24 protein-coding genes are annotated in these 23,375 nt (G+C 72.3%); 10 read left to right on the top strand and 14 right to left on the bottom strand.

Translation table 11 applies throughout. From position 1 onward, the window contains the following. Positions 1 to 8: 8 nt before the first annotated feature. The gene (locus ACFW48_RS34855) at positions 9 to 743 is read left to right on the top strand and encodes a TetR family transcriptional regulator (protein ID WP_386322097.1); all 735 of its coding nucleotides are present in this window, start codon (positions 9 to 11) and stop codon (positions 741 to 743) included. A gap of 174 nt (positions 744 to 917) precedes the next feature. After that, positions 918 to 1,331 carry a Zn-ribbon domain-containing OB-fold protein gene (locus ACFW48_RS34850; RefSeq protein ID WP_386322095.1) on the top strand — a complete coding sequence of 138 codons (414 nt, stop codon included), beginning with the start codon at positions 918 to 920 and terminating at the stop codon, positions 1,329 to 1,331. A gap of 7 nt (positions 1,332 to 1,338) precedes the next feature. Here the strand turns inward: ACFW48_RS34850 and ACFW48_RS34845 are convergent, their stop codons facing one another. The 3 genes from ACFW48_RS34845 to ACFW48_RS34835 form a co-directional block, all read right to left on the bottom strand. Then, positions 1,339 to 2,709 (bottom strand): Gfo/Idh/MocA family oxidoreductase, encoded by a 1,371-nt coding sequence (locus tag ACFW48_RS34845; RefSeq protein ID WP_386322093.1) that lies wholly within the window; start codon positions 2,707 to 2,709, stop codon positions 1,339 to 1,341. Positions 2,710 to 2,792: 83 nt separating this feature from the next. Continuing rightward, entirely contained in the window at positions 2,793 to 3,179 is a 387-nt protein-coding gene (locus ACFW48_RS34840) for a PPOX class F420-dependent oxidoreductase (RefSeq protein ID WP_386322091.1), read from the bottom strand. A 41-nt stretch (positions 3,180 to 3,220) separates the two neighbouring features. Next, positions 3,221 to 4,399, bottom strand: coding sequence for a MalY/PatB family protein (locus tag ACFW48_RS34835; RefSeq protein ID WP_386322089.1), 1,179 nt, complete (start codon positions 4,397 to 4,399; stop codon positions 3,221 to 3,223). Positions 4,400 to 5,003: 604 nt separating this feature from the next. Between ACFW48_RS34835 and ACFW48_RS34830 the strand changes: the two genes are divergently transcribed. Beyond that, positions 5,004 to 6,404: a S1 family peptidase gene (locus ACFW48_RS34830; protein ID WP_386322087.1), complete on the top strand. Its 1,401-nt coding sequence runs from the start codon at positions 5,004 to 5,006 to the stop codon at positions 6,402 to 6,404. A gap of 264 nt (positions 6,405 to 6,668) precedes the next feature. Here ACFW48_RS34830 and ACFW48_RS34825 read toward each other — a convergent pair whose 3' ends face one another. From ACFW48_RS34825 to ACFW48_RS34815, 3 genes are all read right to left on the bottom strand, one after another. Then, positions 6,669 to 7,493, bottom strand: a complete 825-nt coding sequence (locus ACFW48_RS34825) for an EamA family transporter (RefSeq protein ID WP_386322085.1) — start codon at positions 7,491 to 7,493, stop codon at positions 6,669 to 6,671. Between the two features lie 56 nt (positions 7,494 to 7,549). Continuing rightward, entirely contained in the window at positions 7,550 to 7,735 is a 186-nt protein-coding gene (locus ACFW48_RS34820) for a hypothetical protein (protein WP_121745465.1), read from the bottom strand. Positions 7,736 to 7,885: 150 nt separating this feature from the next. After that, positions 7,886 to 9,049, bottom strand: coding sequence for an ROK family protein (locus ACFW48_RS34815; RefSeq protein ID WP_386322083.1), 1,164 nt, complete (start codon positions 9,047 to 9,049; stop codon positions 7,886 to 7,888). Positions 9,050 to 9,208: 159 nt separating this feature from the next. On the opposite strand from ACFW48_RS34815, the gene ACFW48_RS34810 reads away from it, so the two are divergent. From ACFW48_RS34810 to ACFW48_RS34795, 4 genes are all read left to right on the top strand, one after another. Next, a complete protein-coding gene (locus tag ACFW48_RS34810) occupies positions 9,209 to 10,105 on the top strand; it encodes a carbohydrate ABC transporter permease (protein WP_386322081.1) in 897 nt (298 codons plus the stop codon). A 16-nt stretch (positions 10,106 to 10,121) separates the two neighbouring features. Then, positions 10,122 to 11,087: a carbohydrate ABC transporter permease gene (locus tag ACFW48_RS34805; protein WP_386322080.1), complete on the top strand. Its 966-nt coding sequence runs from the start codon at positions 10,122 to 10,124 to the stop codon at positions 11,085 to 11,087. 10 nt (positions 11,088 to 11,097) lie between these two features. After that, positions 11,098 to 12,435: an ABC transporter substrate-binding protein gene (locus ACFW48_RS34800; RefSeq protein WP_386322078.1), complete on the top strand. Its 1,338-nt coding sequence runs from the start codon at positions 11,098 to 11,100 to the stop codon at positions 12,433 to 12,435. A 62-nt stretch (positions 12,436 to 12,497) separates the two neighbouring features. Beyond that, positions 12,498 to 13,700 carry a Gfo/Idh/MocA family protein gene (locus tag ACFW48_RS34795; protein ID WP_386322076.1) on the top strand — a complete coding sequence of 401 codons (1,203 nt, stop codon included), beginning with the start codon at positions 12,498 to 12,500 and terminating at the stop codon, positions 13,698 to 13,700. 36 nt (positions 13,701 to 13,736) lie between these two features. On the opposite strand, the gene ACFW48_RS34790 is transcribed toward ACFW48_RS34795, so the two are convergent. Then, on the bottom strand, positions 13,737 to 14,432 hold the full coding sequence (locus tag ACFW48_RS34790; protein WP_386322074.1) for a L,D-transpeptidase family protein: 696 nt from the start codon (positions 14,430 to 14,432) through the stop codon (positions 13,737 to 13,739). Between the two features lie 133 nt (positions 14,433 to 14,565). Beyond that, positions 14,566 to 15,366: an SDR family NAD(P)-dependent oxidoreductase gene (locus ACFW48_RS34785; RefSeq protein WP_386322072.1), complete on the bottom strand. Its 801-nt coding sequence runs from the start codon at positions 15,364 to 15,366 to the stop codon at positions 14,566 to 14,568. 49 nt (positions 15,367 to 15,415) lie between these two features. Here ACFW48_RS34785 and ACFW48_RS34780 point away from each other — a divergent pair, with 49 nt between their 5' ends. After that, on the top strand, positions 15,416 to 15,955 hold the full coding sequence (locus ACFW48_RS34780; RefSeq protein WP_386322070.1) for a hypothetical protein: 540 nt from the start codon (positions 15,416 to 15,418) through the stop codon (positions 15,953 to 15,955). Here ACFW48_RS34780 and ACFW48_RS34775 read toward each other — a convergent pair. The 3 genes from ACFW48_RS34775 to ACFW48_RS34765 all read right to left on the bottom strand — a co-directional run bounded on the left by ACFW48_RS34775 (position 15,939) and on the right by ACFW48_RS34765 (position 18,708). After that, entirely contained in the window at positions 15,939 to 16,877 is a 939-nt protein-coding gene (locus tag ACFW48_RS34775; RefSeq protein ID WP_386322068.1) for an SDR family oxidoreductase, read from the bottom strand. The genes ACFW48_RS34780 and ACFW48_RS34775 overlap by 17 nt on opposite strands. Positions 16,878 to 16,990: 113 nt before the next feature. Next, positions 16,991 to 17,620, bottom strand: coding sequence for an MBL fold metallo-hydrolase (locus ACFW48_RS34770; protein WP_386322067.1), 630 nt, complete (start codon positions 17,618 to 17,620; stop codon positions 16,991 to 16,993). After that, complete coding sequence (locus ACFW48_RS34765) at positions 17,620 to 18,708, bottom strand: S-(hydroxymethyl)mycothiol dehydrogenase (RefSeq protein ID WP_386322065.1); 1,089 nt, start codon at positions 18,706 to 18,708, stop codon at positions 17,620 to 17,622. Before ACFW48_RS34765 ends, ACFW48_RS34770 begins: the two co-directional genes overlap by 1 nt. A 137-nt stretch (positions 18,709 to 18,845) precedes the next feature. Between ACFW48_RS34765 and ACFW48_RS34760 the strand changes: the two genes are divergently transcribed. Further along, positions 18,846 to 20,603, top strand: coding sequence for an ABC transporter ATP-binding protein (locus ACFW48_RS34760; RefSeq protein ID WP_386322064.1), 1,758 nt, complete (start codon positions 18,846 to 18,848; stop codon positions 20,601 to 20,603). 72 nt (positions 20,604 to 20,675) lie between these two features. Here the strand turns inward: ACFW48_RS34760 and ACFW48_RS34755 are convergent, their stop codons facing one another. Continuing rightward, positions 20,676 to 20,960 carry a hypothetical protein gene (locus tag ACFW48_RS34755; protein WP_386322063.1) on the bottom strand — a complete coding sequence of 95 codons (285 nt, stop codon included), beginning with the start codon at positions 20,958 to 20,960 and terminating at the stop codon, positions 20,676 to 20,678. A 177-nt stretch (positions 20,961 to 21,137) separates the two neighbouring features. Between ACFW48_RS34755 and ACFW48_RS34750 the strand changes: the two genes are divergently transcribed. After that, positions 21,138 to 21,503 carry a nuclear transport factor 2 family protein gene (locus ACFW48_RS34750; RefSeq protein ID WP_386322061.1) on the top strand — a complete coding sequence of 122 codons (366 nt, stop codon included), beginning with the start codon at positions 21,138 to 21,140 and terminating at the stop codon, positions 21,501 to 21,503. Between the two features lie 31 nt (positions 21,504 to 21,534). Here the strand turns inward: ACFW48_RS34750 and ACFW48_RS34745 are convergent, their stop codons facing one another. Both ACFW48_RS34745 and ACFW48_RS34740 read right to left on the bottom strand, forming a co-directional pair. After that, the gene (locus tag ACFW48_RS34745) at positions 21,535 to 22,542 is read right to left on the bottom strand and encodes a CU044_5270 family protein (RefSeq protein WP_386322059.1); all 1,008 of its coding nucleotides are present in this window, start codon (positions 22,540 to 22,542) and stop codon (positions 21,535 to 21,537) included. Continuing rightward, positions 22,535 to 23,146 carry an RNA polymerase sigma factor gene (locus tag ACFW48_RS34740; protein ID WP_386322057.1) on the bottom strand — a complete coding sequence of 204 codons (612 nt, stop codon included), beginning with the start codon at positions 23,144 to 23,146 and terminating at the stop codon, positions 22,535 to 22,537. The genes ACFW48_RS34745 and ACFW48_RS34740 overlap by 8 nt, the downstream gene beginning before the upstream one ends. Positions 23,147 to 23,375 lie beyond the last annotated feature (229 nt).

Here is a 23,375-nt window from a genome sequence, read left to right as displayed (position 1 = left end):
TCCCCCTCATGAGCTCCAGCAGTGCGGCGCCCCGCCGCGGGGACCGGACGGACGCGGCGGGTATCCGGCCGCCGATGCGGGAGGCGCTGGTCGCGGCGGCCTTCCAGCTGTTTCTGGAGCGGGGCTACGAACAGACGACCGTCGACGACATCGTCGCGCTCGCCGGTGTCGGACGGCGGTCGTTCTTCCGCTACTTCCCCTCCAAGGAGGACGTGGTCTTTCCCGACCACGAGCGGTGCCTGGCCGACATGACGGCCTTCCTGGCCGCCTCCCCCGAGGACGCCGACCCGGTGATACGGGTCTGCGACGCGGCCCGGCTCGTGCTGCGCATGTACGCCGAGAACCCGGCCTTCTCGGTGCAGCGTTACCACCTCACCAAGAAGGTCCCCGGACTGCGCGCGTACGAGCTGTCGGTGGTCTGGCGCTACGAGCGCGCCCTCGCCGAGTACCTGCGCGGGCGCCTGGACGGGCGGCCGGACGGGATCCTGCGGGCCGACGTGATCGCGGCCGCGGTGGTCGCGGCGCACAACAACGCCCTGCGGTCCTGGCTGCGTTCGGACGGGCGGGACGACGCGGGCGCCGCGGTGGACCACGCGCTGGGGTACGCGCAGTCCACGTTCGGCGGTGTTCCCCTCGCGCCCCGCGACGAGGCGCCCGAGGACGTGGTGGTCGTGGTCTCCCGGCGCGGGACGCCCCTGTGGCAGGTCGTGCGGGAGGTCGAGACCGCGTTCGCCCGCGCCTGACGACCGACGGCCGCGAAGTCAACGGCGCGGAATCGAGGGTACGCAGTGCCTTTACGCGTGACACTCCGTGCCATACGCTGTGGAGCGTGCACGGTGGCACGGCGAGCCGCGCATGGGCGTGCCCGGGCGACCGCGCACGCGGGATTCCGGCCCGAGTGCAGGGAGTTGACCAGCGTGTACCACCACTCAGGAAACGTCGCTCAGCAGGCAGTCGGCTCCGCGACGGGCGTGCTCGACCCCAAGGCCCCGGACGCCGAGGCCGTCTTCTTCCAGCGTTGCACCTGGTGCGGCACCGCCATGTACCACCGGGTGCTGTGCCCGGTCTGTCGCGGCAGCGACCTGCGGACCGAGCGCAGCGAGGGCACGGGGACGGTGCGCCACGCCACGGTGGTGCACCGCAACACCCCCGCCGCGCGCAACGTGTCCCTCATCGAGATGGCCGAGGGCTTCGTGCTGCGCGGCCGGGTCATGGGCCCGCTCATCGGCATCCACAGCGGGGACCGGGTGCGGCTGTCCACGGCCAAGGACCCGGTACGCGGCGAGCCCGTCTTCCAGTTGATCGACGAGCCGTACCGGGCCTGGACCTGAGAGCCGGTCAGCCCTGCGCGGGACGCTCCGTCCCGGACACCAGCGCGTCGGTGCGCACCGGCGTCCCCGTCTCGAAACTCCGGTTGGCGGCGAGCCCCACGACCAGGGCGAGCGCGCCGTCGCGTTCGGTGGCGGTCGGGTGTGCGGCGGCGCCCGTGTCCGCCGTCGGGCGGGTCGGCCCACCCCGGCCGACGGGGCCGAACAGCGCGTCGAGCATGCGCGGGTCGCCACCGCCGTGCGCCTCGTGGTCGACGTCGAGCGGTATCCCGACCGGGGGCTTCCACAGCGGGCGCAGGGTGAGGCGGGCGCCGCCCGCGTGCTCGGCGGCCGTGTCCCCGTGCACCGCTCCCCGGCCCGAGGCCGCCGGCGTCAGAGGCCGCGCCCAGCGGCTCTCCTCCACCTCCAGCTCCAGGCGTCCAGCGCTGCCGTTGACCATCACCCGGTAGCCCTCCCACGGGGAGTAGGCGGTCAGGTGGTACGTCATGGTCGCGCCGCGCACGTACCGGACCAGGACCGCCATGTCGTCCTCGATGGTGACCGGCCCGTCGAAGACGTTGCGATCGCGCAGATAGCCGTCGTCCCGCTCCGCCTCCAAGTAGAGGGCTCGCAAGGTGTCGTTGGCGGACAGGTCGAGGGCGAAGGGGTCGTCCGCGGCCGGACCGGCACCGTGGGCACGGGTGTACTCCCGGCGCAGGCCGTGGCGTTCGCCGGCCGCTCGTCCGTAGAAGCCGAGCCGTCCGTAGCCGAAGACCTCCCGCGGCTCGTCCGCCAGCCACCAGTTGACGAGGTCGAAGTGGTGCGATGACTTGTGCACCATCAGCCCGCCGCTGTGCCGCTTCTCCCGGTGCCAGCGGCGGAAGTAGTCGGCGCCGTGCCGTACGTCGAGCAACCACTCGAAGTGGACGGACAGCACCTCGCCGACCGCGCCCTCGGCGAGCAGGGCGCGCACCCTCTCGTGGACCGGGTTGAAGCGGTAGTTGAAGGCGACGGTGAGGGAGTTGCCGGTCTCTCGGACGGTGTCCAGGATGCGGGAGCAGCGGTCCGCGTCGACGGTCATCGGCTTCTCGGTGACGACGCGGCAGCCCGCGCGCAGCGCCGGGACGATGTACCGGTCGTGTTCGACGTCGACGGTGGTGACGACCACCTCGTCGATGTCCTCCTTGGTCAGCAGGTCGGCGAAACGCTCGGGTTCCCACTGGGCGGCGGTGGGTTGACCGGCCGCCGTGAGCAGCCTGTTGTGGAAGGCCATCCTGGTCGGGCTGGGGTCGCACAGGGCGGCGACGAGGTGGCCGGGGCGTTCGGCGAGGCCTCGGGTGAAGGTCTGGGCGCGGTGCCCGGTACCGACGACGGCCGCGCGCAGGCGGGGAGTTCGACTCATGCAGAAAGCCCTTTCCCCCGGGCCGTCGGCTCACTCCTCGCGCAACCGCCGGTACCCGGCGGTGGGTCGTGGCCGCCGGGCGTTCAGGACGCGAGCGTGATGCGGATCCCCAGGGTGCCGTCCAGGCCCCGGCGCAGCCGGCTGCCGAACAGGGTGAGCCGGCCGACGATGCCGTACTTGCGGGCGATCAGCCGGCGGTAGCGGCCGGTGGTGGCCGGGTCGCAGATCTCAGCGGTCGCCGGGACCTGGTCGCCGGTCGGCCTCCCGCGCACGTCGCAGGGGCCGACCAGGACGTCGGCGCGATTGCGCACGCGCTTGACCTTCCAGGAGTCGGCGGCCGTCCAGACGCCGAGGGTGTCCTCGTCCCGCACCACCCACACCGGGGTGGCGACCGGCGTGCCGTTCTTCCGGTAGGTGGTGACCAGGAGGTACTTGCCGGCGCCCAGCCGGGCGAGTGAGGCGTCGTCCATGGTCCGGAAGTATAGGTGCCGGACCATGTCGCGCCCCTCGCTCAGGCCAGGGCCGCCGTCATCCTGCGCACCGCCTCCGTGATCACCTCGGGCGAGGCCGCCAGGTTGAGCCGCACGTGTCCCGCCCCGCCGGCGCCGAAGGGGATGCCGGAGCTGAGGGCCACCCGGCCGCGGTGGAGGAAGACGTCCGCCGGATCGTCGCCGAGGCCGAGCGCGCGGCAGTCGAGCCAGGCGAGGTAGGTCGCCTCCCCGGGGCGGTGGACGACGCCGGGCAGGTGCTCGGCCAGCAGGTCGGTGAGCAGCCGCCGGTTCTCGTCGAGCCCGGCCAGCACCGCGTCCAGCCAGGCGGCGCCGTCGCGCAGGGCGGCGGTGTGGGCGAGGACGCCGACATGGCTGGGTCCGTGGCCGACCTCCTCGGGCATCCGCGCCAGGTCGGCGGCGGCGCCGGGTCCGGCGAGGGCGAGCGCGGCCTTGAGCCCGGCCAGGTTCCAACCCTTGGACGCCGACATCAGCGCGAGGCCGCGCTCGGCGCCGGGCACGCTCAGGTACGGCACGAACCGCGCGCTCCCGGTCACGACCGGCGCGTGGATCTCGTCGGCGACGACCCGGACGCCGTACCGCTCGGCGAGGGCGGCGACGGCGGCCAGCTCGTCGGCGGTGTGCACCGTACCGGTCGGGTTGTGCGGGCTGCACAGCAGGTAGGCGGCCCGCCCGCCGTCGGCGACGGCCCGCCGGAACGCCTCCTCCAGTATCCCGAGGTCGATGCGCAGGTCCGCGCCGAGCGGCGCCTCGACGACTCGCCGGTCCAGGTGCGTCACGAACTCGTAGAACGGCGGGTACACCGGCGGGTTCACGACCACCGGATCGCCCGGCCCCGTGACCAGCTTGAGCATCTCGACGACGCCCAGCATCACGTCGGGCACGATCGCGGTGCGCTCCACCGCGAGGTCGTCCCAGCCCCACCGCTTGCCGGCGAAGGCGGCCAGGGCCTCGGCGTAGGCGGTGCCGACGGGGTAGCCGGTGTCGCCGAGTTCCATGGCGTCGGTGACGGCCCGCGCGACGGGTTCGGCGAGCGGCACGTCCATCTCGGCCACCCACAGCGGCAGCACGTCCGCGGGGTAGGTGCGCCACTTCATGCTCGTACGGCGGCGCAGTTGGTCGAGGGTGAGTGCGCGCAGGGGGTTCGGTTCGCCGGGCTGGTGCTGCGGGATGCTGGTCATGGGGCACAAGATAGGGGCCCGCGGTGCGACCGGGAAACGGGGGAACGGGGCGCGGCTGCCGCTGGCGGCCCGGCCCGCGCGGACGCCCGCCGGGCGCGGCTCCGCGGGCGGCCCGGTGTTGAGACCGGTCCCCGATCCACCGCTGCCGGCCGTCGCGCCACGGCCGCGCCCTGGAGCGCGGGCGGGCGGCCCGCCCGGTGCACGACCGGCGGGACATGCTGACGCCGGAGCGCATCGCCCGGGTCGAGGAGACGGCCCGGCTGTCCGGCCCGCCGGGCCGCCGGGCAGTCCGCACCGCCCGGGGCCGCAGCCCCGGGTGCGGCTCGCCGACTTCCCCGCCGGGACCGTCCGCCTCCGGCGAGTTGGGCGGACGCGGTGTCGCCGGGTTCACCGCGTTGCCGCGGCCCAGCGCCGACGCGCCATCCGTGTCGGGGGACGAAGGAGTCGGGCCCAGCCCAGGCGGGCCGCCGCACCCGCCACGGGACCGACGAGACCGCCGGCCGGATGAACACGGGCGGGTCCGCCCCCGTATGGGAGGAGGGCGCTCGACGTCCGGAGGCCCCCGCGGCGGCGACGCCGTGTGTTCGGGTTCGGGAGCGCACGCATGAGGCACGCACGACGACGCATCGTCCGGCGAGTGGCGCGGCTGGCGGCCGTCGGCGGACTCCTGGTCGGGGGAACGATGGTCACCCGGGCGGTGGCGAGCGAGCCCCCAGTCACGTCCGCCGCGCCGCACACGTTGGCGCGGCCCGCGTCCGGTACCGGCGCCGGCCTCGTGGCACGGTTGGGCGCCTCCCGTACGGCGGGCCACTGGGTCGGCTCCGACGGGCGGCCGGTCGTCGCGGTCACCGACGAGAGCACGGCCGAGGCGGTGCGGCGGGCCGGTGCCGAGGCGAAGCTCGTACGGCACAGCATGTCCGAGCTGAAGTCGGCGACCTCGGCGCTGCGTTCGGCGCCCCGGGTGCCCGGTACGGCGTGGGCCCTCGACTACCGGTCGAACGAGGTGGTGGTACGGGGGGACAGCACGGTCTCCGGGTCCGACTGGTCCCGGCTGACGGGCGTCGCGGAGGGCATCGGCGGCTTCGTCCGCATGGAGCGCACCGAGGGCACGTTCACGACTCGGTTGAACGGCGCGGAGCCGATCCTGTCCACGGCGGGGCGCTGCTCGGCGGGCTTCAACGTGACCGACGGACAGAGCGACTTCGTCCTCACCGCCGGCCACTGCGGGCCGACGGGGTCCGTCTGGTTCGGCGACGACGGGGGCGACCGGCAGGTCGGCAAGACGGTCGCCGGGAGCTTTCCCGGGGACGACTTCTCCCTCGTGGAGTACGCGAACGGCAAGGCGGGCGACGGCGCCGACGTGGTGGCGGTCGGTGGTGGCAAGGGGGTGCGGATCACGGGTACCGGTGAACCGGCCGTCGGGCAGCGGGTGTTCCGCAGCGGCAGCACCAGCGGGCTGCGCGACGGCCGGGTGTCCGCGCTCGACGCGACGGTGAACTACCCGGAGGGCACGGTCACCGGCCTCATCGAGACCGACGTGTGCGCCGAACCCGGGGACAGCGGGGGACCGATGTTCTCCGAGGGCATCGCGCTCGGTGTGACGTCGGGCGGCAGCGGCGACTGCGACAAGGGGGGTACGACGTTCTTCCAGCCGCTGCCGGAGGCGATGAAGTCGCTCGGTGTACAGCTGATCGTCTCCACGCGGGAAGGGGCGGGGCCCGGCGCCGCGTCCTCCTCGCCGGCCGCCACCGGTGGCGGTGGCGGTGACGGCGGCGGTGGCGGTGGCGGTGGAACCTCGCCGGGTGCCGCGGCACCCGGGGCCGCGGCGCCCGTGACGGGCGTCAACGGCTCGACCCTGCTCTCCCGTCTCACCGACCGCCGCAACGTCGGCCCGGGGATGCTCGTCGTCGCGGGCAGCCTGATCGCCCTGGTGGCCACCCGGTGGATGCGCGCGGAACAGGACCGCAAGGCCTATCGACGGCACTATTCGGCGACGTGGGGCTGAGCTGGGGGGCGGACACGGGCGGGCGGCTCCGCGGAACGGCGCCCGCCCACGGCCGGTGCCCCGCCGAGGGCCCCCGCTGTCGCCGCGCCCCGCGCACCACCACGCCCTTCGCACCACCACACCCCTCACCGCCGCGGTGCACGGCCCGTCGGCCCCGAGATGCCCGGACGGCGCCGTGGCGGCCGCGGCGCCCCGCTCGGCCGCCACGGCCGCCCGTGTCCGGGTGTGGGGCAGCGACCTTCGCCACACACGGGGCCCCGGCCCTCAGCCCAGCGTCAGCAGCACCGTGGCCGCCGCCGCGCCGATCAGGCCCACGGCCTGCCGCCGGTCGACCCGTTCGTGGAGCAGGGCGAGCCCCAGGACGACGGGCAGGGCCGGGTAGAGGGAGGCGAGGACCACGGCGACCGACAGCAGTTGCCGCTGGGCGGCGAGGAGGTACAGGATCAGGCCGAGCGCGGCACCGGCGCCGATCAGCAGTGCCTCGGCGGACCGACGCGGCGGCAGCCGCAGGCGCCCGGCGTGCCGTGCGGCGCCGGGGAGCAGCAGGAGTACGGCGGCGACGCGGCCGGCCGCCACGGGCCACAGGCCGCTTTCGGGGCCCGCCTGCCCGAGGGCGAGGTACTGGACGGCGACGCCCGCGCTGGCGAGCAGACCGTCGGTGACGGCGTGGCCCGGGCCGGTGCCGCCGCCGGAGACGAGCCAGAGCGCGGGCACGGTGACGGCGATCCCCACCCACGCGAGGGCGCCTGGGCGGTCTCCGAGGACGAGTACGCCGCACAGGACGGAGAGCGCGACACCTGTGACGGCGCTCACCGGCACCACCACGCTCATCGCGCCGCGGCTCAGGCCGCGGTTGAGGAAGTGCATGGCGACGCCGCTGCCCACGCCGGACAGGGCGCCCCACAGCAGGTCCGCGGGGCGGACGTCGGGGGTGGTCACGAGGAGGGCGGCCACGCAGGCGAGCGCGAGCCCGCCGACCTGGCCGAGGAAGGTGACGGCGGCGAAGTGGACGCGCCGGGACAGCAGGCCGCCGGCGAAGTCGACGACGCCGTAGCAGACGGCGGAGGCCAGTGCGAGAAGGGCACCCATCCCGAGGGGGTGCCCGGGGCCGGGGCTCAGATGCGCCGAGGAGCCTCAGCCGCCGCTCAGGCGGCCTGCACGGGCTCCGGGGCCGCGGTGGCCCACTCCATGACCAGCCGCTGGTACTCCGCGCGCTGCTCGACGCTCAGTGTCCCGCCCGACCGGAGCCACAGGGCCCGGATCTCCTCGTTGACCTCGGCAGCCGATCGCTCGGAGGAGGGTTCAACAGTGGTGGACATGCTGTGAAGCATACGGCGCCCGGCGTGAAGACGATGTGAGTAATGGCGCGCCAAACGGACATACCGGACCGTGTTACTGGTCACGTCAATCTTCTCATCTGTCAAGGCCTACCGCTGAGTTCGTTCACAGCGACTGTGTTCCGCCGCACACGGCCCACCACTTCACGCCTGCGCGGCCCCCAGCACCAGCACCTGGATCGCCAGCACGGCGGCACCGCGCGCCCAGTCGTGAAAGTCGGACACCTTGGTCTCCAGGTCGACCGGCGCGGCCTGCGGATGCCGGTTGTCGCGGATGGTGTGCTCCACCACATCACCGGCCACGTCCATCAGGCCGACCCCCTCACCCGCGAGCAGGATCCTCTGCGGCATCACGAAGTTGGCGATCTGCGCCACCAGGGTGCCCAGGGCCCGCCCGGCCTCCTCGACGACCCGGGCGGGCATGCGCTCGCCGTCGGCGGCGGACGCGAGGATCTCCTCGTAGCTCAGGTCGCGGCCGGTGGCGGCCCTGACCTGGTAGCGGATGTTGGGGATGGTCAGCAGTGAGACGGCGCTGCCGCGCCGGCCGTCGGGGGTGAGCGGGCCGTACGGGTCGAGGATCCAGTGGCGGCCGAACCCGCGGTCCTCGCCCCCCGAGTACGGCACCCGCTTGCCGCCGAGCACGAGTCCGTAACCGACGCCGGCGCCGATGGTGAGGACGACGAACCGGTCCAGGCCGCGTCCCGCCCCGAACCAGGTCTCGGCCTCCACGAAGGCGGCGGTGTCGTTCTCCACGACGACCGGCAGCCCGGTGCGCTCCTCGACCAGTCCTGCCAGCGGAACGCCCCGCCACCCCAGGAAGGGTGACTCGCCGACCACGGCACGGCCCTCCACGAGCCCTCCGACGCCGATGCCGATGCCGACGACCCGGGGACGGGTACGGGACAGCTCCCCGGTCATCGCGGCCAGCAGGTCGGCGACCTCGACGGGGTCGTGTGTGCTGAGCGGACGGTCGTGGCGGGCGACGATCTCGCTTCTGAGGGTGGTGACGACGCCGTACACCATGTCACCGGTGATCTTGAAGCCGAGGAAGTACCGGGAGTCGGCGACCACGTCGAGCGGCTGCGAAGGCCGGCCCTGCCGCACTCCGGCCGGCGCGCCCGTCTCCGGGACCTCGACCAGGAGCCGCGACTCGATGAGCGGCTTGGTCAGCCGGGTGAGGCTGCCCGGGGAGAGAGCGAGCCGCCGGGCGATCTCGGTGCGGGACAGCGGTCCGTGCACGAGCACCTCGATCGCCACGGAGCGTTCGCCGGGGCTCAGCGGGAGCCAGCCTTCGGCACTTGTGGTCATGATGGTCGAGCCCCCACTTTCTTCCACCTCGGAACTAACGGGATCACCCTAAGCCGCACCTCACTCCTTGGAAAGATACTTGCACCAACCCTTGACGCGATGATTGTTCCACACCAAAAGTAAGTGAGACCGAGCCGCCGCGTGAGAGGGAGTCTCCCGATGACCATCCCCTCCAGCCGTCGTGCCGAGAACCGGGGCGACGGACGTCTGGCCGCGGTGTTCGTCGCGCCGGCCCTCCTCGGCTTCACGGTCTTCCTGCTCTGGCCGACGCTGCGCGGGATCTACCTGAGCTTCACCCGCTTCAACCTGCTGACACCGGCTCAGTGGGTGGGCCTGGACAACTACGTGCGGATGGTCCACGACCCCATCTTCTGGGACTCGCTGCGGATCACGGTCGGCTACGTGGTCATCAACATCGGCGTGCAGACGGTGTCGGCCCTGGCCGTCGCCGTGTTGCTCCAGCGGCTGACGCAGTCGTCGGTGCTGCGCGGGATCGTGCTCACGCCGTATCTGATGTCCAACGTCGTGGCCGGCATCGTCTGGCTGTGGATCCTGGACACGCAGCTCGGCGTCGGAAACGAGATCCTCGCGGCGCTCGGTACCGACCGCATCCCGTTCCTCGCCGACGAGACCTGGGCCGTCCCGACCATCGCGCTGATCAACGTGTGGCGGCACGTCGGCTACACCGCGCTGCTGTTGTTCGCGGGGCTCCAGGCCATCCCGAACGACATGTACGAGGCCGCGACAGTGGACGGCGCGAGCGAGTGGCGGATGTTCCGGCGGATCACGCTGCCGCTGCTGCGGCCGGTCCTCGCGGTCGTCCTCATCATGACGGTGATCGGTTCGTTCCAGGTCTTCGACACGGTCGCCGTGACCACCGCCGGCGGACCGGCGAACGCCACCAACGTGCTCCAGTTCTACATCTACGGCGCCGCCTTCGGCCGCTTCCAGTTCGGGTACGGCTCGGCGATGTCCGTCGCCCTGCTCGTCGTGCTGAGCGCCATCACCTTCGTCCAGTACCGGCTCACCCGGGCCGGCCGGACCGACCTCGGCTGACGGAGAGGAGAACGAGATGACCGACACGGCCTCCGTGTCCACCAAGGCGTCCGCGGCGGCGACCGGGGCGTCTTCGGCCGGCCGGGCGACGGTACGGCGCGGCAGGCGCCGCCTCTCCCCCGGGCGGATCGTGGCCTGGGCGGTGATGGCCGCGATCGTGCTCGTCACCCTGCTGCCCTTCTACTGGATCCTGCGCACCGCGCTGTCCACCAACACCGGACTGGCCGGCCACCCGGCCGACCCGCTGCCGGTCGACCCGACGACCGGCGGCTTCGAGCGGGCCCTCGGCCTGCAGTCCGCCGAGGAGGCGATCGCGCAGGGCGGCGCGGGCGGCGGCCTCAAGTTCTGGCGGTACCTGCTCAATTCGGTGTTCGTCTCCACCCTGGTCACCGTCTGCCAGATCCTCTTCTCCGCCATGGCCGCGTACGCCTTCGCCCGACTGCGGTGGCGGGGCCGGGACACGGTGTTCGCCCTGTTCCTGGCCGGGCTGATGGTGCCGGCCATCTTCACCCTGCTGCCGAACTTCGTACTCATCAAGGAACTCGGCCTGGTGGACTCCCTGCTGGGCATCGCCCTGCCGACGATGTTCATGACCCCGTTCGCGGTGTTCTTCCTGCGGCAGTTCTTCATGAACATCCCCCGGGAGGTGGAGGAGGCGGCGCTCCTGGACGGTGCCGGAAAGGTGCGGGTCTTCTTCCGGGTGCTGCTGCCGATGGCGGCCACGCCCGTCCTGACCCTGGCCGTGCTGACGTACATCACGTCCTGGAACGACTACTTCTGGCCGCTGATGGTCTCCTACAGCGACAGCTCGCGCGTACTGACCGTGGCGCTGGCCATCTTCCGCGCGCAGACCCCGACGACCGGCGTCGACTGGTCCGGCCTGATGGCGGCCACGCTCATCGCGGCGCTGCCGATGCTGCTGCTCTTCGGCGTCTTCGCGCGTCGCATCGTCAGCACCATCAGCTTCACCGGCATCAAGTGAGGGGACGGACATGCGATTTCGTACGGCCGCCGCTCTGACCGGGGCACTGGCGCTGTCCCTGGTGAGCGGCTGCGCGCAGGGCGGCACCGGGGCGTCCGCCGACACGGTGACGTACTGGCTCTGGGACACCAACCAGCTGCCCGCCTACCAGGCGTGCGCCAAGGACTTCGAGAAGCAGAACCCCGGCCTGGACGTGAGGATCTCCCAGATGGGCTGGGACGACTACTGGACGAAGCTGACCGCGAGCTTCATCGCGGGCACGCAGCCGGACGTGTTCACCGACCACATCCAGAAGTTCGGCCAGTTCGCCGGCCTGAAGGTGCTGGAACCGCTCGACGACCTGGGCATCGAGGACTCCGACTACCAGCCCGGGCTGGCCGCCAGCTGGATCGGCGAGGACGGCCACCGCTACGGCACCCCGAAGGACTGGGACACCGTCGCCCTCTTCTACAACGAGAGGATGACCCGGGACGCCGGACTGAGCGCCGAGGAGCTGAACGCTCTCTCCTGGAACCCGGAGGACGGCGGCACCTTCGAGAAGGCCGTCGCGCACCTGACGGTGGACGAGAAGGGCAGGCGGGGCGACGAACCCGGCTTCGACAAGGACAACGTCAAGACCTACGGCCTCGCCTCCAACGGCGGCGGTGACGGCGACGGTCAGACCACCTGGAGCCACTTCGCCGCGTCGGCGGGCTGGTCCTACACCGACAAGGAGCGGTGGGGCACCGAGTACCGGTACGACGACGACACCTTCCAGTCGGTGATCGAGTGGTACTTCGGACTGGCGGACAAGGGCTACATGGCCCCCTTCACCGACTACTCCCAGTCCAACGAGGCCAACGCACAGGTGGCCGCGGGCAGGGCGGCCACCGCCTTCGACGGGGCGTGGATGCTCTCGACGTACGCCGGTTTCAAGGACCTGGACATCGCCACCGCCGTCACCCCCGCGGGCCCGACCGGCAAGCGGGCCACGATGATGAACGGCCTCGCGGATTCCGTCACCAAGAACGCCCGCAACAAGCCGGGCGCCCTGAAGTGGGTGAAGTACCTGGCCTCCGAGGAGTGCCAGCGCACCGTGGGCGGCCACGGCATCGTCTTCCCGGCCGCGCCCGACGGCACGGACGCGGCCGTCGCGACCTACGAGAAGAAGGGCATCGACGTAACGGCCTTCACCCGGCCGGTCGACGACACGAAGGGCTTCCGGACCTTCACCTACCCCATCACCAACTACGCGGCGGACGTCTTCGCGCTCATGCACCCCGCCATGCAGGACATCTACGGCGGCGGCAAGCCGGTGAGCAGCCTCGACGAGACCAACGACCAGATCAATCTCATTCTCGACCAGTGACACGACCAGCGAGGCGACCAGTGACGCGACCAGTGACGCGACCAGTGAAGGGCACGCCATCCATGACGTTCTCCCTCGGCATCGTCGGTGCCGGCCAGTTCTCCGGCCAGTTCGCCAGGCTGTTCCTGGCCCACCCAGGTGTGAGCGACGTGTATGTCACCGACCTGCTGCCTGAGCGGGCCGAGCAGCTCGTCGCCGCCGAAGGTCTCGCCGGCAGCTTTCCCACATATGAGGCGATGCTGGAGTCGAAGGCCGTCGACGCCGTCGCGATCTTCACGCAGCGCTGGACCCACGGCCCGCTCGTGCTCCAGGGACTGGGCGCGGGCAAGCACGTGTACTCGGCGGTCCCCATGGCGATCAGCACGCGGGAGATCGCCGAGATCATAGACTCGGTCAAAGCGACCGGACTGACGTACATGATGGGCGAGACCAGCCAGTACAACCCGGCGACCGTGCACGCCCGCAACCGTATCGCCGAGGGCGCCTTCGGGCGGCTCTTCTACGCCGAGGGCGACTACGTCCACGACATGGACCTGGGCTTCTACGAGGCGTACCGGTACAGCGGCGGCGAGGCGTGGAAGTCCACCGCCAGCTATCCGCCGCTGCTGTACCCGACGCACTCGGTGGGCGGGGTGCTGGGCGCCTGGCAGACGCACGCGGTCAGCGTCTCGGCGCTCGGAGTGGTGGACGAGCGCGGGGACGGGGTCTTCGACCGGTCGGTGAGCCGGTTCGACAACGACGTCTCCAACGCGACAGCGTTGTTCGAGGTGGCCGGCGGCGGGTCGTTCCGCACGAACGAGTTCCGGCGGGTCGGCTACCCCTCGCACATCCGGGAGTCCCGTTTCCGCTTCTTCGGCACCGAGGCGAGCATGGAGCAGCTCGCCACGGTGGCCCTGTGGCAGGACAAGAACGGGGTGGAGGACATCAGCGACCTGCTGGAGCCCAAGCCCACCATGTCCCCCGACGACCCGTCCCTCCAGCACGTCGCGCCGGAGCTGCGGGCCGCCTTCACCTCGGGTTCGGCGCCGGTGCACGACCGGGCGCGGCTGCCGAGGGCGTTCGACGAGATGCACAACGGACACGAGGGCAGCCACCACTTCCTGGTGGACGACTTCGTCACGGCGGTGAACTCCCGGACCCTGCCGACCGTGAACGCGTGGGTCGCCGCCCGCTACACCCTGCCGGGCATCGTCGCGCACGAGTCCGCCCGGCAGGGCGGGGCCAGGCTGGAGATCCCGGACTTCGGGGACGCGCCGGTGCTGTGACGCGGCCGCGCGAGCCGGGTGTCCGATGGATGACCGTCAGGTGCCCGGCTTGCGGCCGTACACGTAGACGTCGTCGCCCTTCTTCAGCAGCGACCAGTACTTCTTGGCGTCGGTCTTCGTCATGTTGACGCAGCCGTGCGAGCCCGGCGGGTTCCACATGCTGACGCCGGCCGAGTGGAAGGCCTGGCCGCCGTCGAAGAACTGGCTGTAGGGCATCGGCACGTCGTAGATGGTCGAGTGGTGGTCGATGTTGCGCCAGTAGACCTTCTTCAGGCCGGTGCGGGTCTCGTATCCGTCGCGGCCGGTGCGGACCGGCACGGGACCGTACACGACCTTCTCGCCGTCCTGGATCCAGCTCAGCTGGAGGGTGAGGTTGACGCAGGCGATGCGGCCCTTGTTGACCGGGCATTTGCCCGACTTGTTGGGGTTCTTGCCGACGGCCTTCTGCTTCGTCATCAGGTCCATCACGCCCCAGGTGACAGGGCCCGCGTAGCCGATGTTCGGCTTGATGCCGTGCTTGGTCTGGAAGGCGCGGATCGCCTTGCAGTCGGCGGTGGACTGCTTGCCGTCGGCCGGGCGGCCGAGGAACTTCTCCACCTTCTTCTGGTACGGGCCCGTCTGCGTGGTGCAGCTCGCCGCCTGGGCCGGCGCGGCACCGAGCACGAGCGTGAGCGGTGCCACCAGTGCGGTGACTCCGAGTGCGACGGCTCCCCGTCTGCGTATGTCCCCCATGGCCGGTCAGCCTTTCGCGTCGAAGCGGTGGGGTGTGCTCCCCGCCTGCTAGACCGCCGACCGGTGGGTTCGGTTGCCTGCCACACCCGCGTCGCGACCGAACAGTGACAAACGCCACCGGGCGCCCCGACCGTCAGTCCATCCCGTCCCACTCCCGGACCGCCTGCCGGAACCCCGTGTTGACCGCGGTCAGACCGCCGTCGACGACCAGCGTGGTGCCGGTGATCCAGGCCGCGTCCCGTGAGGCGAGGAAGGCGACGGCCGCCGCGATGTCCTCTGGTTCGCCAACCCGCCCCAGCGGGTACAACCGCCGGACCGCCGCAAGATCGTCCTCCCGGCCCTCCCAGGCCGTGGTGCGCACGGTGCCCGGCGTCACGAGGTTGACGCGGACGCCACGCGCGGCCGCGTGTCCGGCGAGGGTGCGGGTCAGGGAGCCGAGGCCCGCCTTGGCGGCGCTGTAGGCGTGGTTGCCGAAGTCCTGGACGCCGTTGACCGAGCCGACGCTCACGATAGCGCCGCGCCCCGAGGCCGCGAGGTGGGGCAGCGCGGCGCGGCAGCAGCGGTAGGCACCGGTGAGGGTGACGTCGAGGTCGCGGGCCCAGACCTCGTCCGGTTCGTCCTCGAAGAGCGGGGCGTCGGGCGAGCAGGCGCAGGCGTTGTTGACCAGCACGTCGAGGGCGCCGAAGGTGTCCACGGCGTGGCCGACGGCCTCCTCGACGGACGCCCGGTCGGCCACGTCGCAGACGAACGCCTCGGCGGTGAGCCCTTGTTCCGTCAGTTCCCCCGCCGTGCGCCGCGCCGCTGGGAGGTCCACGTCGGTCAGCAGCACCCGCGCCCCCTCGGCGGCGAACCGGCGGGCGGTGGCCGCGCCGATGCCCCGGGCGGCGCCGGTGATCAGTACTCCGTGGTCGGTGAATCGCCCTGTGTCCGTCATGGCCCGACGGTACTGCCGAAACGATCACTCGGGCAGATAGCGTGCCTCCATGTCCGCGTTCCTTCAGCAACTCCCCGCGCTCATAGGCGTCGTCATCGGCGCGCTCGGTTCGTATCTCGCCGTGGTCCGCAGCGATCGGGCCCGGTTCAGCCGTGAGACCGCGGCCCGCTGGGAGGAGCGCAGGCTCGCGGTCTACGCCGACTACGCGCGGACCCTCAAGGCCTCCGTCACGCTGACGTACCGCGTCGCCGCCCACCTCGGCAACGACCCGCACCCGCATCCGCTGAGCCCCGAGGAGGCCGCGCCTGCCCAGGCCGAGGCCACCCTCGCCCGGGACCCCGCCGGGGAGGCGCTGCTCCTGCTCGGCAGCAGGGATGTGGTGGAGAAGGCACGGGCGTGGGTGGTGACGGTGCTTGAGATGGAGCGCTTCCTGCGCGAGGGGACGCGTGACCCGGATGCTTGGCAGACCCTGTTGGAGCGGCAGCGCGCTGGACGCGAGGGCTACTACACGGCCGTACGGGAGGACCTGGCCCTCCCCCCGGGGCACGCGGCCCGCTGGCCGCTGCCGCCCGTCAGCGGTAACCGGTGACGTCGGCCGGCTTGTCCGCGTCCTGGACCTCGACGATGTACCGCCAGGCGTCCGGGCGGCTGCCGTCCAGGTCCGTGAAGCCGTACTCCTGGGCGAGGCCGCCGCTGGAGAGGGACCGGCCGTTGAAGCGCGCCACGTCCGGGTCGGCGGCGAGGGCGGTGACGGCGCGGCCCACGTAGCGGGGCGTCTCGGAGATGGCGAAGTGCGGGACGCGGTCCAGGGCGTCGCGCCAGTTCTCCTCGCGTACGCCGAAGTGGTCGAGCATGATCTCCGAGCGCAGCCAGCCGGGGGTGAGCGCGACGGCCGTCGCCCCGCGCGGGCCGAGTTCGTGGCCGAGGCTGAAGGCCATGCGCAGGACGGACGTCTTGGCGAGGTCGTAGAAGAAGGAGTTGCGGTAGTGGTGGCGGTTGTAGTCGTCGGTGCCGTCGGTGACCTCGACGACCAGTCCGCCGGGGCGGCGCAGCAGCAGCGGCAGGGCGTGGTGGCTGGTGATGGCGTGGGTCTCGACGGCGAGCCGCAGGAGTCTGAGGCCCTTGTCGAGGTCGTGCTCCCAGACGGGGTTGTCCCACTCGAAGAGGTTCTCGCCGCCCCAGATGTCGTTGACCAGGATGTCGAGGCGGTCCTGTTCGCGGGTGATGCGGTCGACGAGCACGGCGACCCGCGCCGGGGCGAGGTGGTCGGTCGGTACGGCGATGCCCTGGCCACCCGCCTCGGTGACCAGGTCGGCGGTGTCCTCGATGGTCTCGGGGCGGTCGTACTCGGAGCGCCGGGCGCGGGTGCTGCGGCCGGTGACGTAGACGGTGGCGCCGGCCGCGCCCAGTTCGACGGCGATACCGCGTCCGGCGCCCCGGGTCGCCCCGGCGACCAGTGCGACCCTGCCCGTCAGCGGCTTCTTCGGTGACTCTTCCGGTGACGCTGCCATGTCCGGCTCCCGTTCCTCTCGCGCACGAGCGATGTCGTGATCGAGAGTGCCCGGGAAGCCGGACATCTTCTGTCTCCTTTTACGCGTGTCCTGTTTACGCGCGTCCCGACGGGTCAGTGCCCGCGCTTGATCCACTCCTCCAGGTGCGGGGCCTCGGCTCCGATGGTGGTCGGGTCGCCGTGGCCGGTGTGGACCTTCGTCTCGGGCGGGAGGACCAGCAGCCGGTCGCGGATCGAGTCGATGATGGTCGGGAAGTGGGAGTAGGAGCGTCCGGTGGCGCCGGGCCCGCCCTGGAAGAGGGTGTCGCCGCTGAAGAGGGCGCCGAGACCCGGGTCGTAGAGGCAGACCGCGCCGGGGGCGTGCCCAGGGGTGTGCAGGACCGTGAGGTCGGCGCCGGCGGCCTCGATGACCTGGCCGTCGGTCAGCCAGGCGTCGGGGTCGCGGTCGGGGTGGGTCTGCTGCCACAGCGGCAGGTCGTCGGGGTGCAGCCAGATGACGGCGCCGGTGCGCTCGGCGAGGGCCGGCGCGGCGTCGACGTGGTCGTTGTGGGCGTGGGTGCACACGATGGCCGTCAGCCTGCGGTCCCCGACGGCCTCGGCGATCGCGTCGGCGTCGTGGGCGGCGTCGATGACGATCACCTCGTGTTCGTCGCCGACGAGCCAGACGTTGTTGTCGACGTCCCAGGTGCCGCCGTCGAGGCTGAACCGGCCGGAGGTGACGAGGCGTTCGATGCGGGCGGCCATCACAGCACCACCACCGAACGCAGCACGTCACCGGCGTGCATCCGCTCGAAGGCCTTCTCGACCTCGTCGAGCTGGATGGTCTCCGTGACGAACTTGCCGAGGTCCAGGCGGCCCTGGAGGTGGAGGTCGATGAGCATCGGGAAGTCGCGGGAGGGCAGGCAGTCGCCGTACCAGGACGACTTCAGGGATCCGCCGCGTCCGAAGACGTCGAGGAGCGGCAGTTCCAGCTTCATCTCGGGGGTCGGTACGCCGACGAGGACGACGGTGCCGGCCAGGTCCCGGGCGTAGAAGGCCTGCTGATAGGTCTCCGGGCGGCCGACCGCCTCGATGACCACGTCGGCGCCGAAGCCGCCGGTCAGTTCGCGGATCGCCTCGACGGGATCGGTCTCGCGGGAGTTGACGGTGTGGGTGGCGCCCATGGAGCGGGCGGTCTCCAGCTTGCGGTCTTCGACGTCCACGGCGATGACCTTCGCCGCCCCGGCCAGGTGGGAACCGGCGATCGCCGCGTCGCCGACGCCGCCGCAGCCGATGACGGCGACCGTGTCACCGCGGCCCACGTTCCCGGTGTTGATGGCGGCACCGATGCCGGCCATCACCCCGCAGCCCAGCAGTCCGGCCACCTGCGCGGAGACGGCGGGGTCGACCTTGGTGCACTGTCCGGCGGCGACCAGCGTCTTCTCGGCGAAGGCGCCGATGCCGAGGGCCGGAGAGAGTTCCTGCCCGGTCGAGGCGAGGGTCATCTTCTGCTCGGCGTTGTGGGTGTCGAAGCAGTACCAGGGCCGCCCGCGCAGACAGGCCCGGCACTTGCCGCACACCGCGCGCCAGTTGAGGATCACGAAGTCGCCGGGGGCCACGTCGGTGACGCCGGCGCCGACGGACTCCACGACGCCCGCGGCCTCGTGGCCGAGCAGGAACGGGTACTCGTCGCTGATGCCGCCCTGCTTGTAGTGCAGATCGGTGTGGCACACCCCGCAGGCCTGGACGGCGACCACGGCCTCGCCCGGTCCGGGATCGGGCACGACGATCGTCTCGATCCGCACCGGTTCGTCCTTGCCCGGTGCGATCACGCCGCGTACTTCCTGCGCCATGGTCTGGACCCCTTCTTCAACCACTCGATGAATCCCTCCGACCCTACGCGCAACTGATCGGTACGGGCCGACGACAGGGCGACATAACCTGAGTCGTCCGCCCGTCCACCCGCCCGTCCGTCCATCGAAGGAGCGTCGTGAGCATCGCAGAGACGGAGACCGGTCCGCCCGCCTGGCGGCTGCTGCTGGGTTACGTACGGCCGCACCGCCGGGCGCTGTTCGGGGGCGCGCTGCTCTCGCTGCTCACCGGAGTGACGGGGCTGCTGCTGCCGCTGGTGGCCCGCGGCCTGATCGACGACCTGTCGCGGGACCGCGCCATCACCGGCGCGCTGCTCGCCATGTCGGGCCTGGTCGTGGCCAACGCGGTGGTGGGCGCCCTGGGTTCCTACGTGCTGCGGCGCACCGCCGAGTCGGTGGTGCTCGACGCACGGCGCACCCTGTCGTCGTATCTGCTGCGGCTGCGGGTCACAGCCGTCGACCGCACCGAGCCCGGCGACCTGATGGCCCGGATCACCTCCGACACGACGCTGCTGCGCACGGTCACCTCCGAGTCGCTGGTCGGCCTCGGCACCGGCGGGCTCACGCTGGTGGCGACGATCGTGATGATGGGACTGGTCGATCCGGTGCTGCTCGGGGTGACGCTGGCGGTGATCGTGGGCGCGGGGACGGTGATCGGGCTGATCGCGCCGCACATCAACCGGGCGAGCAAGGAGGCCCAGAAGGCCGTCGGCGTGATGGGGGCCGCGTTGGAGCGGGTGCTGGGCGCCCTGCGCACGGTGAAGGCGTCGGGTGCCGAGCACCGGGAGGAGCGGGTGCTGCACGACGCGGCCGAGGAGTCGTGGCGGCAGAGCGTGCGGGCCGCCAAGTGGTCCGCGGCGGCGGGCAACACGGCGGGGCTGGCCATCCAGATCGCCTTCATCACGGTGCTGGCGGTGGGCGGGGCGCGGGTGGCGACCGGGGCCGTGGACGTGGGCACGCTGGTCGCGTTCCTGCTGTACGTGTTCTTCCTGATATCACCGCTGCAGGAGGTGATCGGCGCCGTGGCCCAGTACCAGACGGGTGCGGCGGCGCTGGTGCGCATCCAGGAGGCGCTGCGGCTGCCCGCCGAGCCGCCGGTGCGGTCGGCCGCCCCGCTGCCCTCCGCCGGGGACCGGCCCGCCGCCCTCGCCTTCCACGACGTCCGCTTCCGCTACGCGGACGATCTGCCGTACGTCCATCACGGGGTGACCTTCGACGTGCCGGCCCGGGGGATGACGGCGTTCGTCGGCCCGTCCGGTGCGGGCAAGACCACCGTGTTCTCGCTCGTCGAGCGGTTCTACGACCCCGAGTCGGGAGAGATCACACTGGACGGGCGGAGCCTGGCGGACTGGGAACTGTCCTCGCTGCGGGCCGCCATCGGCTACGTGGAGCAGGACGCCCCGGTGCTCTCCGGGTCGTTGCGGGACAACCTGTTGCTGGGCAACCGGGAGGCGGCCGACGACACGCTCGCCGGGGTGCTGAAGACGACCCGGCTGGACGGGTTGGTCGCCAGGCTGCCGAAGGGCCTCGACACCCTGGTCGGGCACCGCGGTACCAAGCTGTCCGGCGGCGAGCGTCAGCGCGTGGCCATCGCCCGCGCGCTGCTGCGCCGTCCCCGGCTGCTGCTGCTGGACGAGGCCACCTCGCAGCTGGACGCGGTCAACGAGGCGGCGCTGCGTGACACCGTGGCCGACGTGTCCCGCACGACGACGGTGCTGGTCGTCGCCCACCGGCTGTCCACGGTGACGATGGCCGACCGGATCGTGGTGATGGACGCTGGGAGCGTCCGCGCTGTCGGCACGCACCGGGAGCTGGTGACCGCCGACCCGCTGTACGCGGAGCTGGCGGCGACCCAGTTCCTGGCCACCGGCGGCTGAGCCGGGCGCGTTCTGACGCGCGTGAGGGCCGCCCGGAGTCGGGCGGCCCTCGGCGGCGGGTCGGTCAGGCGGTCAGCCCAGGGCGGGGACGGCGCCGAACAGCGGCGAGACCAGGCCGGTGACATGCTGGAGCTGATTGAGGTCGTTCAGCCGGTTCAGCTGCTGGGAGGGCCTCGGCAGCTGGGCCCGGTCCTCGGCGGGCATGTCACCGACCGCGAGCGAGTCCAGCGTCTGCGTCACGCTGAGCTTGCCCGTGCCCAGCGCGCCTCCCTCGGCCGCGCTCGCCATCGGCGCGGCGAGGCCGGTGACACCGGCGGCGAGCCCGACGGCGGCGACGATACGTCGTGTTGAGATCATGCTCTGAGCAACGCGCGCGGGCCGGGCCCGGACACGGGCGGGCGGCGCCGCTCACTCGTGAGGACCAGTGGCCCGGCCGCGATTGCCGTGGGCGTCCGGACGGAGGAAGCTCGAAGGAGAGGGCCACGGCGGCCCGTTCCCCCCTCCCTCGGGCCGCGGCCTTCGAAGGAGGTCGTCATGGGCACCACGGCAGGCCCCGGCTTCGACACCGAAGCGCTGCGCCGGGGCATCGAAGGAGAGACGGCGGCACCCCTCGTGTCGCTCTACGCGCCGGACGCGGAGGTCCGCATCGTCGACAGGTTCGACCAGCCCAGCCGTCCCAAGGTCCTGCACGGCCGGGACCAGATCGCCGCGATGCTCGACGACGTGTACAGCCGCGACATGACGCACCGGCTGGACCGCTGCGTCGTCCAGGGCGACCACGCCGCGTTCACCGAGGAGTGCACGTATCCGGACGGTGAGCGGGTCCTCGCCGAGTCGATGCTGTCGCTGCGGGACGGCAGGATCGTCGAGCAGACCACCATCCAGGTCTGGGACGAGTAGCCGAGTGGCGGGGCCCGGTCCGCGGGGCCGGTCAGCGCGTCCAGGCGCTGTACTCCATCACGTCGCCCGCCGTGACGCCGTACTCGGGCTGGTCCTCGGTGAAGGTGGTCTCCAGACCGAGGACGGCGCCGGTGGCCGGGTGCATGATCAGCATGCGGCGCACCCCGGCGGTCCCCTCGTACACGTAGGCCTGGCCGCGCCGGCCGAGGCGGTCCGTGACCTGTCCGACGGGCCGCAGTCCGTCGGCGTCCGCGAGGAGGCGGGCGAGCGCGGCCGACTCCCGGGCGCCGAGGGTCCAGTGGCCGAGCAGCACCTGGGCCGCGTCGAGGAGCTGGGGCGTGCCCAGTGAGTCGGTGTACTGGACCTCCTCCAGGTAGGCGCGCAGTCGTCCGGCGTCGTGCGGCGGGGGGGACTCGGGCGGGGCGTCGCTCCAGCTCGGCGGATAGGTCTTCCGGCTGATGACGTGGCCGTCGTCGACCAGCCGCGGGGTGCCGTCCTCGTCCTCGCCGAGGACCGGGCGGCCCGGGTGGCGCGGGTCGGTCGCCACGACCAGCTCGGTGTGGCGGCCGTCGGCCGTCCAGCGCACGACGCGTTCCACGGGGAGGGTGACCGGGGGCTCGTCGTCGGACATGCCCAGGCTCCAGGACCGCACGTGCGTGCCCTTGCGCAGTCCGGGTCCGCCGTCCGCCGCGGCCTGTTCGGCGCGGTCGGCGAGCCGGTCCAGCGGTACGGGGGCGGCGTCGGCCAGCACCACCAGGGGGCGGGGCGCGGCGACGGCGGGGGTGGTGCTCGGGCCGCCCAGCAGCGCCAGCGCGGTCACGGCGACGACGGCGGTGGCGGCCAGGCCCCAGGCAAGGCGGACGCCGCGGCGGGCGGAACGCCGGCCGGGCAGCGGCCGGGGCGGCGGGGCGGGCGGTGGTTCGCGCAGCAACTTCTCCAGGTGCCGTTCGGCGCGACCGTCCAGGGGACCGTCGCCGAAGTCCGGGGCGTCGGCCGGCACCGGGTTGGCGCGGCGCAGGAGGTCGAGTTCGTCAGCCATGGCCGTGTTCCTTCGCGGGGGTGGCGTCGGCGGTGGTCGCCGGGTGCGGGGGCCGCCGGACGCCGTCCGTGCCCGGCCGGGGGGCCGGGGCCGTACCGGGTGGCGGGCCCGTGCGGTCGATCTCCGTTCTCAGCCGGGCGCGGGCCCGGTGCAGCCGCATCGAGGCGGCCCGTCTGCCGCAGCCGAGGGCGACGGCCAGTTCGTCCACGCCGAGTTCCTCCCAGGCGGTCAGCCGCAGCACCTCCTGGTCCTTCGGGGAGAGCCTGGCCAGGGCCTCGTGGACCCAGCCGCCCGGCGGCTCCGCCTCGGGTCCGGAGGCGATGTGCCGGCCGTGTGCGGCGTCGTCGTTGCCGAGCCGGTCGAGGAGCCGGCGGCGCCGTCCCCGGCCGCGTACCGCGTTGGCCAGGCAGTTGCGTGCCACCCCGTACAGCCAGGGCAGCGGGGTGTGCGGCAGCTCGGCACGGCGGCGCCAGGCCACCGTGAACACCTCCGCCACCACTTCCTCGACCTCGCCCGTGCGCCCGTCCAGCCGTCGCGCCACGTAGCGGCTGACCGCCCAGTAGTGCTCGCGGTAGGCAGCGGCGAAGATCTCGTCGTTGCTCATGTTCCGTTCGTGTCCGGCACCCTCGTGATCGTCACAGTTCTTTTTCGTGTCTTCGCGTGACGCTCGTCTCGTCCTGCGAGTGTGACGTCCGGGCGGGGCTCGGACACAGGCGGGGTGTGAGGAACCTCAAGAGCATCAAGTGGTTGACGACCACTGACCACAAGACGATCGGCACGCTGTATCTGGTGACGTCGTTCGCGTTCTTCGTGATCGGTGGCGTGATGGCGCT

The organism is Streptomyces sp. NPDC058812, from assembly GCF_042744565.1.
GTDB lineage: Bacteria > Actinomycetota > Actinomycetes > Streptomycetales > Streptomycetaceae > Streptomyces > Streptomyces thinghirensis.
Note: the sequence above shows the minus strand (reverse complement) of the source record. Positions and strands in the feature narration are given on the sequence as shown.